Source organism: Syntrophothermus lipocalidus DSM 12680, assembly GCF_000092405.1.
GTDB classification, from domain to species: Bacteria; Bacillota; Syntrophomonadia; order Syntrophomonadales; family Syntrophothermaceae; genus Syntrophothermus; species Syntrophothermus lipocalidus.
Map to the genome: position 1 here is coordinate 1,892,232 of NC_014220.1, position 16,036 is coordinate 1,908,267.

General features: G+C 52.4%; 13 protein-coding genes, 1 other RNA gene and 1 pseudogene. 1 reads left to right on the forward strand and 14 read right to left on the reverse strand.

Annotated elements, in window-relative coordinates; all coding sequences use genetic code 11:
- Window positions 1-89 precede the first annotated feature (89 nt).
- A pseudogene (locus SLIP_RS09135) lies at window positions 90-1,160 on the forward strand (recombinase family protein); the annotation flags it as partial.
- Window positions 1,161-1,606: 446 nt separating this feature from the next.
- On the opposite strand, the gene ssrA reads toward SLIP_RS09135, so the two are convergent.
- The 14 genes from ssrA to SLIP_RS09195 form a co-directional block, all read right to left on the reverse strand.
- Window positions 1,607-1,957: a transfer-messenger RNA gene (ssrA, locus tag SLIP_RS12445) on the reverse strand.
- 7 nt (window positions 1,958-1,964) lie between these two features.
- The gene (gene smpB / locus SLIP_RS09140; protein ID WP_013175998.1) at window positions 1,965-2,423 is read right to left on the reverse strand and encodes an SsrA-binding protein SmpB; all 459 of its coding nucleotides are present in this window, start codon (window positions 2,421-2,423) and stop codon (window positions 1,965-1,967) included.
- Window positions 2,424-2,596: 173 nt separating this feature from the next.
- The gene (gene rnr, locus SLIP_RS09145; protein WP_013175999.1) at window positions 2,597-4,708 is read right to left on the reverse strand and encodes a ribonuclease R; all 2,112 of its coding nucleotides are present in this window, start codon (window positions 4,706-4,708) and stop codon (window positions 2,597-2,599) included.
- Between the two features lie 34 nt (window positions 4,709-4,742).
- Complete coding sequence (locus SLIP_RS09150; RefSeq protein ID WP_013176000.1) at window positions 4,743-5,294, reverse strand: HDIG domain-containing metalloprotein; 552 nt, start codon at window positions 5,292-5,294, stop codon at window positions 4,743-4,745.
- A 41-nt stretch (window positions 5,295-5,335) separates the two neighbouring features.
- Window positions 5,336-6,091: an alpha/beta hydrolase gene (locus SLIP_RS09155; RefSeq protein ID WP_013176001.1), complete on the reverse strand. Its 756-nt coding sequence runs from the start codon at window positions 6,089-6,091 to the stop codon at window positions 5,336-5,338.
- Window positions 6,092-6,154: 63 nt separating this feature from the next.
- Window positions 6,155-8,317 (reverse strand): sodium-translocating pyrophosphatase, encoded by a 2,163-nt coding sequence (locus SLIP_RS09160; RefSeq protein WP_013176002.1) that lies wholly within the window; start codon window positions 8,315-8,317, stop codon window positions 6,155-6,157.
- A 38-nt stretch (window positions 8,318-8,355) separates the two neighbouring features.
- A complete protein-coding gene (gene secG, locus SLIP_RS09165; protein ID WP_013176003.1) occupies window positions 8,356-8,589 on the reverse strand; it encodes a preprotein translocase subunit SecG in 234 nt (77 codons plus the stop codon).
- A 71-nt stretch (window positions 8,590-8,660) separates the two neighbouring features.
- Window positions 8,661-9,947, reverse strand: coding sequence for a phosphopyruvate hydratase (gene eno / locus SLIP_RS09170; protein ID WP_013176004.1), 1,287 nt, complete (start codon window positions 9,945-9,947; stop codon window positions 8,661-8,663).
- Between the two features lie 103 nt (window positions 9,948-10,050).
- Window positions 10,051-10,398, reverse strand: a complete 348-nt coding sequence (locus SLIP_RS13030; RefSeq protein WP_341271047.1) for a GxxExxY protein — start codon at window positions 10,396-10,398, stop codon at window positions 10,051-10,053.
- Window positions 10,287-11,828, reverse strand: coding sequence for a 2,3-bisphosphoglycerate-independent phosphoglycerate mutase (gene gpmI, locus SLIP_RS09175; RefSeq protein WP_013176005.1), 1,542 nt, complete (start codon window positions 11,826-11,828; stop codon window positions 10,287-10,289). Before gpmI ends, SLIP_RS13030 begins: the two co-directional genes overlap by 112 nt.
- Window positions 11,818-12,591 carry a triose-phosphate isomerase gene (gene tpiA, locus SLIP_RS09180; RefSeq protein WP_013176006.1) on the reverse strand — a complete coding sequence of 258 codons (774 nt, stop codon included), beginning with the start codon at window positions 12,589-12,591 and terminating at the stop codon, window positions 11,818-11,820. The genes gpmI and tpiA overlap by 11 nt, the downstream gene beginning before the upstream one ends.
- Window positions 12,592-12,599: 8 nt before the next feature.
- A complete protein-coding gene (locus SLIP_RS09185; protein ID WP_013176007.1) occupies window positions 12,600-13,790 on the reverse strand; it encodes a phosphoglycerate kinase in 1,191 nt (396 codons plus the stop codon).
- Between the two features lie 16 nt (window positions 13,791-13,806).
- Complete coding sequence (gene gap, locus SLIP_RS09190; RefSeq protein ID WP_041433584.1) at window positions 13,807-14,814, reverse strand: type I glyceraldehyde-3-phosphate dehydrogenase; 1,008 nt, start codon at window positions 14,812-14,814, stop codon at window positions 13,807-13,809.
- A 5-nt stretch (window positions 14,815-14,819) separates the two neighbouring features.
- Window positions 14,820-15,842 carry a sugar-binding transcriptional regulator gene (locus tag SLIP_RS09195; protein WP_013176009.1) on the reverse strand — a complete coding sequence of 341 codons (1,023 nt, stop codon included), beginning with the start codon at window positions 15,840-15,842 and terminating at the stop codon, window positions 14,820-14,822.
- Window positions 15,843-16,036: the final 194 nt, after the last annotated feature.

A 16,036-nucleotide genomic window follows, 5' to 3' on the forward strand; every position in this document is an offset into this window, starting at 1 on the left:
GTTATGTTTAGGTTGTTCGACTCTCTGATCACCATCCTTGTGGCCTCATGTTTAGTTTAGAAGATAAATAGTAAGGACAGGGGAACACAATGAAAGCAGTGATCTATGCCCGTTACTCAAGCGATAACCAACGGGAAGAATCTATAACTGCCCAAGTCCGGGCCTGCACGGAGTACGCGGAACGGCAGGGCTATACCGTCGTAAAGGTATATACCGATGAGGCCAGGAGTGCGCAGACGGACGATAGGCCCGGGTTTCTCCAGATGATAGCGGACATAAAGGCCAAGCGGCTGGTAGTAGATGTTGTCCTGGTCCATAAACTGGACCGCTTCGCCCGGAACCGCTATGACAGCGCATTTTACAAGCGCGAGCTGCGCCGGGCTGGTGTACGGGTAGAATCCGTTCTAGAACGCTTGGACGACAGTCCGGAGTCTGTCCTTCTTGAATCCCTCATCGAAGGCATGTCCGAATATTACAGCAAGAATTTGGCGCGCGAAGTCATGAAAGGTATGAAAGAAACGGCCTTCCAGTGTAAGCATACCGGTGGGACCCCACCCCTGGGCTACGATGTGGACAAAGAACGAAACTACATAGTCAATGAAGCAGAAGCGGAAGCTGTGCGGCTGATTTTCAGCATGTATGCGGACGGGTACAGTTATAACCGGATAATAGACGAACTTAATAAGCGCGGGCTCAAAACGAAAACGGGCCGTCCCTTCGGGAAAAACAGTATCCATGATATACTCCGCAACAAGAAGTATGCGGGATACTTTACGTTTAACCGCTCAGCCCGGAAGTCCCCGGATGGGAAGCGGAACAACCACGCATCGAAGCCGCCGGAAGAAATAATTGAAATCCCGGGAGGGATACCGGCGATCGTCACAGAAGAATTATTCCGAAAGGCACAGGCCAGGTTGGAGAGAAACAGGAGACTGGCCCAGGCCGCCAGCGGCTCCTACAGAGCCAGAGAAGCGTACCTGCTCTCAGGCCTTATTTATTGCGGGAAATGTGACTCGCGGATGGTCGGCACTTCGGGCAGCTATCATACCCGCGTCAGTCGGGAATACCGCCGCAGATGTTACTATCACTGCAACAATGCCTGGCGTACAAAACAGTGCAGCGCACGCAAAGTCAATAAAGAAGAGATCGAAGCATATGTAATTGAGAGGCTGGAAGAGGAAGTGTTCAGCACTCGTGCGATCCGCAAGCTGGCATCTCGGCTGTATAAGCAATATATACGGGAGCTAAAGGACACTGAAGGCGAGAATAAGTACCTTGCGCAAGAAATACGAACGGTGGAACAGCAAATCACGAACGTAGTCGAAGCCATAACCATTGGCGGACAAATAAAGACGCTAGTAGAACAGCTCAAATCCCTAGAAATGCGAAAGGCCATCCTCGAAGCAAGGCTTCTCGAATGGCGCCACAGGCATGAACAGAGCACGTTTTCCCTTGAAAATATAGCTGCCTATCTTAAGGCACAACGGGAATTGCTTCGCTCCAAGGACCCTGTTCAGATCAAACAGGTTCTCGAAAGGTTCATCGAGAAAGTCGTCGTAAATCCCGAATCTATCGAGATCACCTTTAAGGTGACTGTGGATACGCATGGTGGAGGCGGGGGGAGTCGAACCCCCGTCCGGAAGAAAGACCAGCCGAGTCTCTCCGAGCGCAGTCTGTGTTTTGCTTTTCGCCCTCAGGCCGCCCACAGACAGGCTACCCTCAGGCTATCCCTGTGTGTTTCCCTTGAAGGCCCCCAGGGAGAAAGGCTTCCAGAGTATCCCTACTAGGTGACGCCCTGCACTGACCCGTAGGGCTGGCCAGCCGGACGTGGCAGCACTAAGCTGCCAGAGCTAATTCGTTGTTGGCAGTTATTGTTTTCCCGCCGTTTTAACGAGCTGGCGGCAACTCGGCTCGCTACTCAACCCATCTATTCCCCCGTCGAAACCATTACGCCCCCTCATAGTTTATTTGGCCTTCATGGCCCGTTCAATCTCCCGCTTCACATCCCGCGCTACCATGTCCTCACGTTTGTCGTGCATCTTCTTGCCGCGGGCCACCGCCAGGGCCATCTTAGCTTTTCCGTCTTTGAAATATATTCGCAAAGGGACGAGCGTATAACCTTTTTTCTGAACCAAACCGTAGAGACGGTTTATCTCCCGGCGGTGTAAAAGCAGTTTCTTGGGCCGTTTAGGTTCGTGGTTGAACCTGTTGCCCTTCTCATAGGGGCTTATATGGAAGTTGTTCACCCATACTTCCCCGTCCTTGACCTCTGCATAAGCGTCCTGTATATTCCCTTTTCCTTCTCGCAAGGACTTTACTTCGGTCCCTACCAAGCAAAGGCCGGCTTCATACGTTTCTTCAATATGATAATTATGGCGGGCTTTGCGGTTCTCAATCACTACTTTATAACCTTCCTTGCTCATTCTGAAACCCACCTTCGGCAGATAAAATAAACCCCGACTCGAGCTTGAAGCTTCTCTTTCTCCAGCCAGGGTTACTTGCATGATTTCCTTTGCTTCGCATTCCCATTATATAACACGTCGCGAGCACTCGTCAACCAAAGCCAAAGCCTTCGAGCGGCTCGCGTCTGGCGTCGCTAGCCTGCAAGTTCAAAGTCTATCTTAGCTTCGTCGATGTTCACGTTGACCAGTTGTACCCTCACCCGGTCACCGATGCGGAACCGTTTACCCGTGTGCCTGCCTGTCAAACTGAAGCTGCGGTCATCGAACTCGTAATAATCATCGGCCATAGACGACACGTGGACAAGTCCCTCAACAGTGTTCTCCAGTTCCACGAAAAGGCCGAAAGAGGTTACCGAAGAAACAACAGCGTCGAAGAATTCGCCTACGAACTGCTTCATGTACTGGGCTTTCTTCAGGTCCGCCGATTCCCGTTCCGCCTCTTCGGCTGTTATCTCTCTCAGTGTCGAGTGTTCGCCGCAAAGCGGCATCTTCATCTCCCAGGCCGTTCGTTTCTTGGCTGGTATCGCTCCCTTTTCCAGCAAGTAAGTGAGAACCCGGTGCACAACTAAGTCCGGATAACGCCGGATGGGGGAAGTGAAGTGGGTATAATATGCAGACGCCAGGCCGAAATGGCCTAAGGGTTGCGGAGCATACCGGGCATGCCGCATCGAACGCAAGATTATAGTGCTGACCGTTCTCTCCTCCGGCCTGTCCTTTATCTTTTCAAGTATCTCCTGGAAATGCTTCGGCTGAACCTCTCGCTCTGCTACGCGGTGTCCAAACACCCCGAGTACGCGGTTCAGTTCCCTAATGCTGTCCTCGTCCGGTCTTTCGTGAACCCGGTAAAGAGTTGGAACTTTCAGACTGTACAGGTGCTCAGCCACGACTTCATTGGCCTTGATCATGAATTCCTCGATTATCATCTCGGCCAACTGCCGCTCCATCCTGGCCACGGCGACTGGCCACCCTTTTTCGTCCACAATTATCTTAGTCTCGGGAAAATCGAAGTCCAAAGCACCTTTGTCCATGCGTCGTTTTCGCAATATCCGGCAGAGTTCCCCCATGACTTCAAAATCAGGCACTAGTTCCGAGTAACGCGTCCGAAGATCCGGGTCGTTTTCCAGAAGTATCTTGTTCACGTCAGTGTAGGTCATCCTCTCTTTGACCCGGATGACAGATTTGAAAATCTCGTAATTCCTTACCTCTCCTTTTTCGTCTATGTCCATAACTACACTGACTGCCAGGCGGTCCTCCCCCGCGTTGAGGCTGCATATTCCGTTTGATAGCTCTGGGGGAAGCATGGGCAGGACCCTGTCTGTAAGGTACACGCTGGTTCCTCTTCTGAAAGCTTCCTTATCCAAAACACCGCCTTCGCTCACGTAATGAGAAACATCGGCAATATGAACCCCGAGGCGATAACCCCCTTGTGTTCTTTCAATCGAAACCGCATCATCGAGGTCCTTTGCATCTTCGCCGTCAATGGTCACCATCTTCCACTCGCGAAGATCCCGCCTCTGAGCTAATTCGTCTTCGCCCGGTAAAACCGCTACCCGTCGAGCTTCTTTCACGACCTGGCTTGGGAATTCGTCTCGAAGCTGAAATTTTCTTATTATGCACAGCACATCCAGTCCTGGTTCCCCTTTACCGCCCAGTACCTCGATTATTCTGCCTTCCGGATACCGGTCCTTGTCGGGCCAAACCGTGATTTCTACCAGGACCTTATCGCCATCGTTCACCCTCATCTTAGTCTTGGGTTTGACGTAAACCGGATAGAGCAAACGCGGATCATCGGGGATGACCTGGGGCAGCGGCCTGAGTTTTCGGAACGTCCCCACCACCTGCCGGTGAGCCCTCTCTAGCGCCCGAATTACTTCGCCTTCCGGGCGCTGACCTCCCGCTCCTGTGCGGTTAATCCGCACCATCACCCGGTCGTGATGCATGGCCCCGTTGAGATCCCTTCCATAAACGAATATCTCTCCTTCGGTGTGTTCGTCAGGCCTCAGGATTCCGAATCCCCTGGGACTAATGGAAATGACGCCTCGAACGAGGTTCATCATCCGGGGCAATCCATACTTTCCCTTCCGGGTCTGGACGATATCGCCTTCCTTTTCCATCCGGCCCAACAACCGGGCAAAAGCCGTCTCATCTTCCTCGGAGACGTTCAGGGCTTCCTTAAGCTCCAGGTACCCGAGGGGCCGGTAGCTCTTCTGTTCCATATAGGCGATTATCTCATCGCGGGTTATCAAATAAAATCTGCCTCACTCTCAACTTTTCCTGAATTTATAGTCCCAAGGCAGGCGCTATTGCCTGCATGCTCCTCAGAGATAATTCCAAAAACTCGGGCAAGCTCATGCCAAACTCCTCGCAGGCAGCCATCTGTTCCCGCCGGGCTCCCCGGGCAAACGACTTCTCTTTGAAGCGGTTCAGCAAAAAATCCACATCTACGACCTCCAGCTTTTTCTCCGGCCGGATAAGAGCTGCGGCCACGATGAACCCGCTTACGGGGTCCGCGGCGTACAAGGCCTTGTCAAGCAGTGACTTACGCTCCAGACCGTGGGCGTCGTTGTGGACCTTCACCGCGTAAACGATTTCTGGGGGAAGCCCCTCTTGAGCCAGCATCTCACTACCTACCAGAGAATGGCGCGACAGATCGTTAGCGGTGGAATCGTAGTCTATGTCGTGCAAAAGCCCAGCCAATCCGAACTCTTCCTCATCTTCATCGAAATGCCGGGCCACACCGCGCATTATGGCCTCCACCGCCAGGCAGTGGTTGAACAGGTTCTTGTTTTTAAGGTATCTTTTCAAAAGTTTAAGCGCTTCATCCCTAGTCATGCCGTGCGAAACCTCCCTGTTACATATGGTTGTAATGTCCTCTAATTGGTATGTTTATGAATAAACCGACATATCTCTCTAGTTATGAACGATAACTCAGGCCCCATTGTAGCCACATGACTCGATTTTTCAAGCCATATAAGGTTTTCTTCTTGGCTCCCCACTTGGCCCCTGATAACCAGAGCACTTCTCTCCTCGATAGACTCGTCGTTCTTGGATTGAAAAATCAGAACCGGCACCTTGACGTTTTTCAAGTCCCTGACCACCTGTCTTGACAACTCCCTAACACTCAAAAACGCCTTTACCGGTATCTCGTCATAAGCAAACCGGTCCTGTTCCCTCATAATGCGGTAGTTGTCATCCAGTTTCTTGGGCATATACGGTCTGATGAACCTCAGGATGCGAGCAAACGGCACCAGGGAACCTTTGAAAAAAATAGGAGCGTTAATCGTAACTACTCCCCTTATCCCTTCTAACTCGGCCGCAGCCTTCAGGGCTAACAGTCCACCCATGGACAGCCCCACCAGAAACAGCGAACTGCAAAGAGATTGCAGACCTTCTACCTCCCCTTTCACCTTACCGTACCAATCGCGCCAGGTAGTCTCATTGAGGTCAACCGGGCTCGACCCGTGCCCAGGCAATAAGGGTGCCCTCACGGTGAAGCCCTGTTGGTTCAGTCTTTCTCCCAATTCCCTCAGCTCAGATGGAGAAGAAGTAAAACCATGAATTAACAGAATGCATGTTCCCGAGTTCCCGGTTAGGAGAAACGGTTCTGCCTTGGGATGGACGTTGTCCACGATCCTCTCCTCCCCAAAACCAAAAAGGGGGTGGTATTCCCACCCCGCGCCCAAACGCCTAACTTATATGAACATGAAGAAACTTCCTACTAAGACCAGAGTAATGGTGCTTATCAGCTTGACCAGAACGTGCAAGGATGGCCCGGCTGTATCTTTGAACGGGTCACCCACTGTATCGCCTACCACCCCGGCCGCATGCGCTTCCGAACCTTTACCGCCGTAGTGTCCGAGCTCGATAAGTTTCTTGGCATTGTCCCAAGCACCGCCGCCGTTGTTGAGGTACAGCGCAACCACGACCCCGCCGATGGTACCCACCATCAGGAAAGCAGCTGCTGCCGCCGGTCCTAGCAGGATTCCGACCAGGATAGGAGTAACTACCACCAGCATACCTGGCAGAACCATTTCCTTCAAAGCCCGGGCAGTTACTATGTCTACGCAACGTCCATATTCCGGCTTAGCCTTCCCTTCCATCAACCCCGGGATCTCCCGGAACTGCCTTCTTACCTCGATAATAACCGATTGAGCGGCGTTGCCCACAGCTCGGATGGCAGTCGAGCTGAAGAGAAATACCAGCATCAGGGCTACAAAAGCACCGATGAACACCTTCACGTTCCCTATGTCAACGGGCAGGTGCTTCCCGATCATCTGCAGTTCAGGGTTGGCAGCTATTTTTTCCGCAGGAAGCGCTTGCACTTTGATGACCACTTCGTCCAGGTAAGCCCGGAACAGCAAGAACGTGGCCAGAGCCGCACTGCCGATGGCGTACCCCTTGGTCAGAGCCTTACAGGTGTTGCCGCAGGCATCCAACCGGTCTGTTCTTAAGCGAACCGTCTCGGGTGCCCCAGACATCTCGGCGATCCCCCCGGCATTGTCGGTAATCGGTCCGAAGGTGTCCATAGCCAGTATGAATGCACAGGTCGATAGCATGCCCATAGTGGCTACGGCAGTCCCGTAAAGACCGCCTTCGGCTCCAAGCCCGCTAGTTGCCCCTAAGGTATATGCGCCGTAAATCGCTGCCGAGATGAATATTACGGGCAGGGCAACGCTCTCCATTCCTACCGCAGTTCCCTGGATAATAGTAGTTGCAGGTCCAGTGGTACAAGCCTTGGCGATCTCTTTTACTGGTCGGAAATGAATGTCTGTATAGTACTGGGTCAAGAGAACAAAAATATAGCTCAAGGCAACCCCGATGATGGCGCACCAGAAGAAGTTCATGGATTTTATGGCTTGACCGGTCTCGGGATTGACGCCGGTCAGCATGTTGTTGACCACGTAGTAGAGGAAGATTACACAGAACAGGGTTGTCACGAAGTACCCGCGGTTTAGGGCCCACATCGGGTCTTCGTTTTCTTTCCCGCGCACGCACATGATGCCGATTATGGAGGCGATAATCCCAAAAGCACGGGCCACCAGCGGGAACAATAAACCATTAACCCCGAATACAGGGTACAAAGCGATTCCTAACACCATTGCCCCTATGTTTTCGGCTGCCGTGGATTCAAACAGGTCGGCTCCACGACCGGCACAGTCCCCAACGTTATCCCCAACCAGGTCAGCCACCACTGCCGGGTTGCGGGGGTCGTCTTCGGGAATCCCGGCCTCTACCTTCCCTACGATGTCCGCCCCCACGTCAGCTGCCTTCGTATAGATCCCGCCGCCCAGCTGGGCAAACAAGGCCACAAAACTGGCGCCGAATCCGTACCCAACTATGAGTAGAGGGGCAATTTCCGGATTGGTTCTGCCCCCGTAAGCCGTGAACAGGCCCCATACACCCAGGAGGCTCAGAGCGGTAACCGCTAAGCCTGTTACAGCTCCGCCCCGGAACGAAGCCTTAAGAGAGTCTGGGAAGCTACGCAAGGCTCCTGCTGCAGCCCTTATGTTTGAGTTAACAGCCACGTACATGCCAATAAACCCTGCGATAGCCGAGCAAGTAGCTCCCAGGAAAAAGGCCAGTGCTGTACGGTATCCTATGACCACCTGTTTGCCTGCGGGCCCTACCGTCTGCTTCGATGTAACAAAGTACAGCAGAACGGCCACCACCACGGCCAGGGTCATAATCGTCCCGTACTGTCTTCTAAGAAAGGCATAAGCGCCTTCCCGAATGGCATCGGCAACATTCTGCATATCTGCCGTGCCCCGGTCCATCTTGAATATGCTCCATGTCAAATAAGCGACGAACAACAAGGCGAATATGCCTGATACCGGAATGATTGCAGTTACATCCATTGCTACTGGTTTCACCCTTTCTTAAGTTGTGATATCCGTTATCCCATCAGCGCCAGAGTTAGCGTAAGGATCATAAAAAGTACGGCCAGAACGGTTGTGAGCCGGTTGAGTAATTCGTCCAGCCCCTTGCTCTTCTTACGCCCGAATATGGCTTCGGCCCCGCCGGCAATAGCCCCAGAAATACCCGCGCTGCGACCTGATTGCAGGATAACCGTGGAGATCAACCCGAGCCCCACCAGCACCTGCAAAGCTGTAACTATGATTTTGAGCAATAACTTCACCTCCTGTGCCAAGACTAGTCCAAACTAAACACATTGTAGCACACGCGGGTGCAAAAATGTATTCATTTTTGTAAATTATAGAAAACCCCCAACCCACGATACAGCCCGATATCGCTTAATTCTTCTTCTATCCGCAACAGCTGGTTGTATTTCGCTACCCGGTCAGTCCTGGCCGGAGCCCCGGTCTTTATCTGCCCTACGTTGGTCGCTACTACCAGGTCAGCGATGAAGGTGTCCTCCGTCTCCCCGGAACGGTGGGATACTACACAGGTGTAACCGGCTCTTTTAGCCATTTCAATCGTATCCAAGGTCTCAGTGACCGTGCCTATCTGATTCAGTTTGATAAGTATGCTGTTGGCCACACCCTTTTTTATTCCTGTGGTAAAACGCTGGGGATTGGTTACGAAAATATCATCTCCGACGATCTGAATCTTCTTGCCCAGCTTACGGGTGAGCTTTTTCCACCCTTCCCAGTCTTCTTCCTGCAGCCCGTCTTCCAGGGATATGATAGGATACTTACGCACAAGGCCATCGTAAAACTCGACCACCTCATCGGCGGTCAGCTCTTGGCCGGTGCTGGCAAAAACGTATTTCCCGTCCTTGAAAATCTCATTGGCAGCAACATCCAGTCCCAGGTAAATATCCTTCCCCGGCTTGTACCCCGCCGTTTTAATAGCCTCCAAAATTACTTCAATCGCGGCTTCATTCGAAGGCAAGTTGGGAGCAAATCCTCCTTCATCCCCGATGGAAGTAGAAAACCCTTTTTTACTCAATACCTTCTTCAGGGTATGGTAGACCTCCACCCCCATGCGCAGGGCCTCGGCAAAAGAAGTAGCTCCTACCGGTAGGATCAAGAATTCTTGAATGTCCACATTATTATCCGCGTGCTTGCCGCCGTTCAAGATGTTCATTTGCGGGATCGGCAGTTCTTTGGCGTTTACGCCGCCCAGGTACTGGTAAAGCGGCATGGATAGGTAGGAAGCAGCAGCCCGCGCCACAGCCATCGACACGCCTAAGATAGCGTTAGCTCCCAGCTTGCCCTTGTTGTCAGTCCCATCGAGGTCAATCATCAACCGGTCAATCCCCACCTGGTCGAGCGCATCCATCCCCACAACCTCCGGGGCGATGACCGTGTTGACGTTATCCACCGCATTCAGCACGCCTTTGCCGCCGAAACGCTCTGCGTCCCCATCCCGCAGTTCCACCGCCTCAAAAGCACCAGTGGACGCGCCGGAAGGAACCGCAGCCCGTCCCATGGTCCCATCTTCTAAAAGGACCTCGACCTCCACCGTCGGGTTTCCCCGCGAATCCAGTATTTCTCTGGCGTAAACCTCGGTGATAATACTCACTTTCACTCTCTCCTTTCCGAAATGGTATAAGAGCCACAGATTTGCACAGATACCAACGGATTAACACAGATGATTTGTCGTAACTAAAACTAGTTGAGCCTAATTACAAAGCCCGAGGTTCGACAGTGACCTTGGGGCCAAGGTTGACAAGTAACTCCAGTCTTATTCCGGTGGCCTTGAAATACTCCAGCAAACGAGCCTCGAAAACTTGGTCCATGTTTTCTGTTGCCTTGGCCTCTCCTACCACTGAATTGTTCACCATGAGACATCTGTGTAAATCTGTGCTAATCAGTGTCCATCTGTGGCCAAAAATCTGCGTCCGTCTGCGTCTAATAAACCTCAACACTGAATCAAGTTCTTTCCCGTCATTTCCGCAGGAACCGGCAGATCCAGCAAGGCAAGTATGGTGGGAGCGATGTCCCGTAGGGAACCCCCTGAACGCAAGCGGCACTTACGGTGCTCTTCGCTGACCAAAATAAAGGGCACTTGGGAACAGGTATGGGCCGTGTGAGGTTCTTCGGTCCCCGGTTCACACATGGTTTCCGCGTTGCCATGGTCTGCGGTTACCAGCGTTATCCCTCCAGCCGCCTGTACCGCCTCCACCACCCGGCCCAGGCATTCATCTACCGCTTTGATGGCCTGAACCGCTGCTTCCAGTACCCCGGTATGGCCAACCATGTCAGGGTTGGCGTAATTCATGATAATGACGTCGTACCTGCCCTTTCTTATTTCTTCGATTACCCTGTCCGTGACCTCGTAGGCGCTCATCTCCGGCTTGAGATTATAGGTAGGCACTCGCGGAGACGGGATAAGAATTCGGTCCTCGCCGGGGTTAGGCTCTTCTACCCCTCCATTGAAAAAGAAGGTAACGTGCGCATATTTTTCGGTCTCGGCGATGCGCAATTGGACAAGACCAGCCTCCGACAAGACTTCTCCTAAGGTGTTCGACAGGTTTTGTGGGCCAAAGGCAACAGGTGCCTCTATGGTTACATCGTACTGGGTCATGCAGACAAAGTAGGTCCGGGGAAACACCGGGCGCGTGAAACCACTAAAATCGTGGTCAACAAAAGCCCGGGTTATCTGACGAGCCCGATCTGCTCTAAAGTTGAAGAATATAATGGAATCGCCGTCTCTCACCAATGCTACCGGTTTCCCATCAGCGTCTACGATTACCGTAGGCTCCACGAATTCGTCGGTAACCCGAAGTTCGTACGACTGCTGTACCGCGGCCCGCGCATTGGCGGCTTTGACTCCCTCTCCCTTTACCATAGCCAGGTAAGCTTTTTCCACCCGTTCCCAATTCTTATCGCGGTCCATGGCCCAGTATCGCCCCATAACCGTAGCGATGCGGCCCACGCCCAGCGTTTCCATCTTCTCTTCCAATGCTCTTATGTAACTTAAAGCACTGGATGGTGGTACATCCCTACCGTCTAAGAAACAGTGGACAAATACCTGATCAATTCCTTTTTTGCGGCACAGCTCGAGAAGAGCAAAGATATGCTCCAGGTGGCTATGAACCCCTCCGTCCGATACCAACCCCATAAGGTGAACGGCCCCACCCTTTTTCCGCGCCTGCTCCAGCGCCTCCCCTAATTCAGGGTTTTCAAAAAATGAACCGTCTTCGATGGCCTCGGTGATGCGGGTTATCTCTTGGTATACTATCCTTCCCGCTCCTATGTTCAGATGCCCGACTTCCGAGTTCCCCATCTGCCCTTCCGGCAATCCCACCGACCGGCCAGAAGCTTGTAAACAGGTAAAGGGGTATTCCCGTTTTAAACGGTAGAAGTTCTCCGGGTTGGCCATTGTAATGGCGTTAGATGGGCAAGCCTCAGCCATTCCCCACCCGTCGAGAATCATCAACACCAATAGTCTAGCTACCATAGACTGATTCCTCCGTCTGCTTCACGATGTCTGCAAGAGAACGAGCTTCAAGGCTTGCTCCCCCTACCAGAGCCCCGTCAATATCGGGTTGGGCGACAAAACCTCCTATATTGCCAGGGTTCACACTGCCCCCATATAATATCCTCATCTCTTGCGCGACTTCCACCCCAAAAAGACCGCCTAGTTCATCCCGGATTAAGCGGCTCATTTCCTGGGCATCCTGAGGCGAAGCGTTCACCCCCGTTCCGATGGCCCAGACCGGCTCGTAGGCTATAACCAGGTGGGGCCGCAACAGTTCGACCCCTTTTAATCCTTCCTCCAACTGCCGCCGGACTACTGAAACCGCCCTCCCCTCTTCCCGCTCGGCCAGGGTCTCGCCGACACACATAATGGGGACAAGCCCGCTGGCCAAAGCCCTTTTGACCTTGCGGTTGACGGCCGTGTCACCCTCACCCAAAATATGACGCCGCTCCGAGTGACCGATTATCACATACTTGGCCCCGGTCTCCAGGATCATCCCTGGCGATACCTCTCCGGTGTAAGCACCCCATTCCTCCCAAAACACGTCCTGGGCCCCCGCTTCGATACCAGTACCTCTGAGCCTCTTTCCTAACAAATAGAGGGCGGTAAACGGCGGACATATCACTATCTCTATCCCCTTGTGGTCTTCACCCAGCATCTCTATGAACTCTTCGGCGAACTGCAGACTGTCTTTTACCGTTTTATGCATTTTCCAATTAGCAGCGATAATAGGTAGTCTCACTCGTTGCCTCACCCCACGAACTGGTAACCTTCACAGCTGGCTACCCCAGGCAAAACCTTGCCCTCTAAAAACTCTAGAGTAGCACCTCCTCCGGTCGAGATATGAGTCATCTTGTCCTCTAGCCCTAGACGAGCTATGATGGCCAAAGAGTCTCCTCCACCGACTACGCTTACAGCACCTGATGCCGCTACCGCCCTTGCCACCTCCTCTGTGCCCCGGGCAAACCTTTCGTATTCGTAAACACCCATAGGCCCGTTCCAGATTATATTGTGGGCCGACTTGATAGTCTCGCCGAATAACCGGGCGGTCTCGCTGCCGATATCCACGATGATCCATCCCTCCGGGACCTGGTCTACTTTTACTTCCCGGCTCTGGGCATCAGCTGCCAAGCGGTCCGCCACTACCACATCGACTGGCAGCAACACTCTTATCCTTTTTTCTTCAGCTTGTTTCAGAAGCGAACGGGCAAAATCCAAAAGTTTGTCTTCACACAAAGAATTTCCTATATAGTATCCTTCAGCCTTGAGAAAAGTATTTGCCATTCCTCCCCCGATTATAATAGCGTCCACCTTGTCGAGCATATTCTGTAATAAACCCATTTTATCCGAAACCTTGGCCCCGCCAATGATGGCCACCCGTGGACTCTCAGAGCTTTCCATCACGCTGCGCAACATCTTTACCTCTTTTTCCATCAGAAACCCGGCAGCGCTGGGCAGATACCGGGTAACCCCGGCCGTAGAAGCATGTGCCCGGTGAGCCGTGCCAAACGCGTCGTTAACGAACACGTCGCCCAAAGCCGCTAATTGAGCGGCAAACTCCGGATCATTCTTTTCTTCGCCCGCATGGAACCGTACATTTTCCAGCAGCACCACTTGTCCTGGCTGCATCTGCGCCACTGCATCTTCTACCTCTTTCCCGACACAGTCCGGAAGTTTCTTAACCTCCTGCCCCAACAAAGTACTAAGGTGCTGGGCAACCTTGTCCAAACGGTAAGCTTCCACCACTTTCCCGTCAGGACGTCCTAAGTGGCTCATCAAAATCACTTTGGCCCCTTGGTCAATCAGGTAACGGATAGTTGGGAGAGAAGCCTTTATGCGAGCATCGTCGAGGATGTTTCCCTGTTTATCAGTCGGAACATTGAAGTCCACCCTGACCAGTACCCTTTTCCCTTTGACATCTATGTCCTTAAGACCCCGCAAAGCCGAACACCTCCTGCTATAAGCCTTTTTGTCCTAGTAAAGCAACGACATCAACCACTCGGCTCGAATAACCCCATTCATTGTCATACCATCCTACGACTTTTACCATGTTTCTTTCCACCACCATGGTAGAAAGCGCATCGAAGATGCAAGAACTGGGATTACCGTTGAAGTCTTTTGACACCAACGGTTCATCGCAGTATTCAATTATGCCCTTCATAGGCCCCTCACTAGCTACCTTGACCGCAAGATTTATTTCCTCTACTGTTGCCGGCTGCTTCACCTCAGCTACCAAGTCCACCAGTGAAACATTGGGGGTTGGTACCCTTATGGCCATCCCGTTCAGTTTACCCTTAAGCTCAGGTATGACCAGTCCGATGGCTCTAGCCGCTCCGGTTGTAGTGGGAACTATAGAAAGGGCTGCGGCTCGAGCCCGGCGTAGATCCTTGTGGGCAAGATCCAGTATCCGCTGGTCGTTCGTATATGAATGCACGGTCGTCATCAGCCCTTTTACGATTCCAAACCGTTCATGTACGACCTTGGTCAAAGGAGCAAGACAGTTCGTGGTACAAGAAGCGTTGGATATCACATGGTGAGCCTGCGGGTCATATGCCGAATCGTTGACTCCTATCACTAGAGTGATATCAGCGTTATCGGCAGGCGCAGTAATTACCACTTTCTTAGCCCCGCCCTTGAAATGCGCACTCGCCTTGGCCTTATCCGTGAAACGCCCGGTCCCTTCCACCACCACTTCTACCCCTAAATCGGCCCACGGGATCTTACCTGGATCTGACTCCTGCAAGTACTTTATACGTATGTCCCCGATCACCAGATCACTGCCCTCTACCCCAACCTTTTCCGGGTAAATACCGTGAACCGAATCGTACTTGAAAAGATGGGCCGAACTCTTAGCATCACCCAGATCATTTACTGCCACAACCTCGATGTCTTGACGCGTTAAGGCTACTCGGGTAAAAAGACGCCCTATCCTGCCAAAACCATTAACACCAACTTTTACGGCCACTCTCATCACCCTTTCTGTAATATCTTCCGCGCGGCGCCCTCATCGGTAACGAGAACACCCCGCCTGTGATTCCGCAAAACAGCAGCTATAGCTTCTGCCTTGTTGCTTCCTCCCGCCACCGCGATTACCTTTTTCAACCCTCCCATATCCTCAAACTCTATACCTATCCCCGGTTGTGAGTACACTATCTGCCCTTCTCTGTTGAAATAATAACGGAGAACTTCTCCCACCGCCCCTCTCTCTTCCAGTACCTGCAACCCTTCGGGAGAAAGGCCCCTGCGAGCTGCCATTTCCAAGGCTACTCCTATCCCATGCACCAGAATATTGCAAGATTTGACCAATTCTACCACTTCTTTAATGCGGGCGTCTTTCTTCAAGCTCTCTAAAAGGGACTCCTCCAGGTTGTCAGGTAAATGCAGTAACCGATACTCGGCGCCGATAGCCTTGGCTATTCTGGCTGCCACCACATTGGCCTGTTCCTCAACCTCGCCTCCCAACCCGCCTCGAGCTGGAACCACCAGCACGTCGCGGGCAGTCACTACCCCTGACATTGAATGAGCAACTTCCGCCAAAGTCGTTCCCCCGGTAACTGCCACCCGGCACCCGTCATACAGGGACTCCTTCAGGCACCTAGCTGCTGCCCTCCCTATGTCCTTCTTGGCGTAAATGTCGCGCGACGAATCCCCGGGAACAATGATGACCTGTTCTAGCGAGAATTCTTCCTGCAGCTGCGCTGCTAGGGTGTTCAATTTTTCCAGATAGCATATAATCTCGTCTGCCTCTTCTATAAGTTCTCTACCGTATTCGGTCAAACTTATCCCCGAAGGCGATATAACCAGTGCTCCCTTTTCCCTTAGGTTTTCTACCTCACCCCGAACTGACCGCTCTGAACAGCCAATTCTTTTGGCTATTTGTCTGCGACCGACCGGCTGGTGGTGTAGGATCTCTCTTAGTATGCTGTAACGCAGCTTCACTATATACAGGAGTTCGGGAGCAATACGCTCCAAAACCAAAACCATCTTTTCCATCCGTTCATCTCCCGTCCGGAACTGCCCCAGAGGGTCAATCCCGTCCCATCGCACCCGCGCTAACACAAAATGCTATCACAAACCAAATATATTATAACACATTCAGCCGGATGTTAGTCTTTTTTACACCCTAATCGAAATACAAAATACAAAACCGGTCCCTTTTCGAGACCGGCTTGCCGATTCTTTGGGGC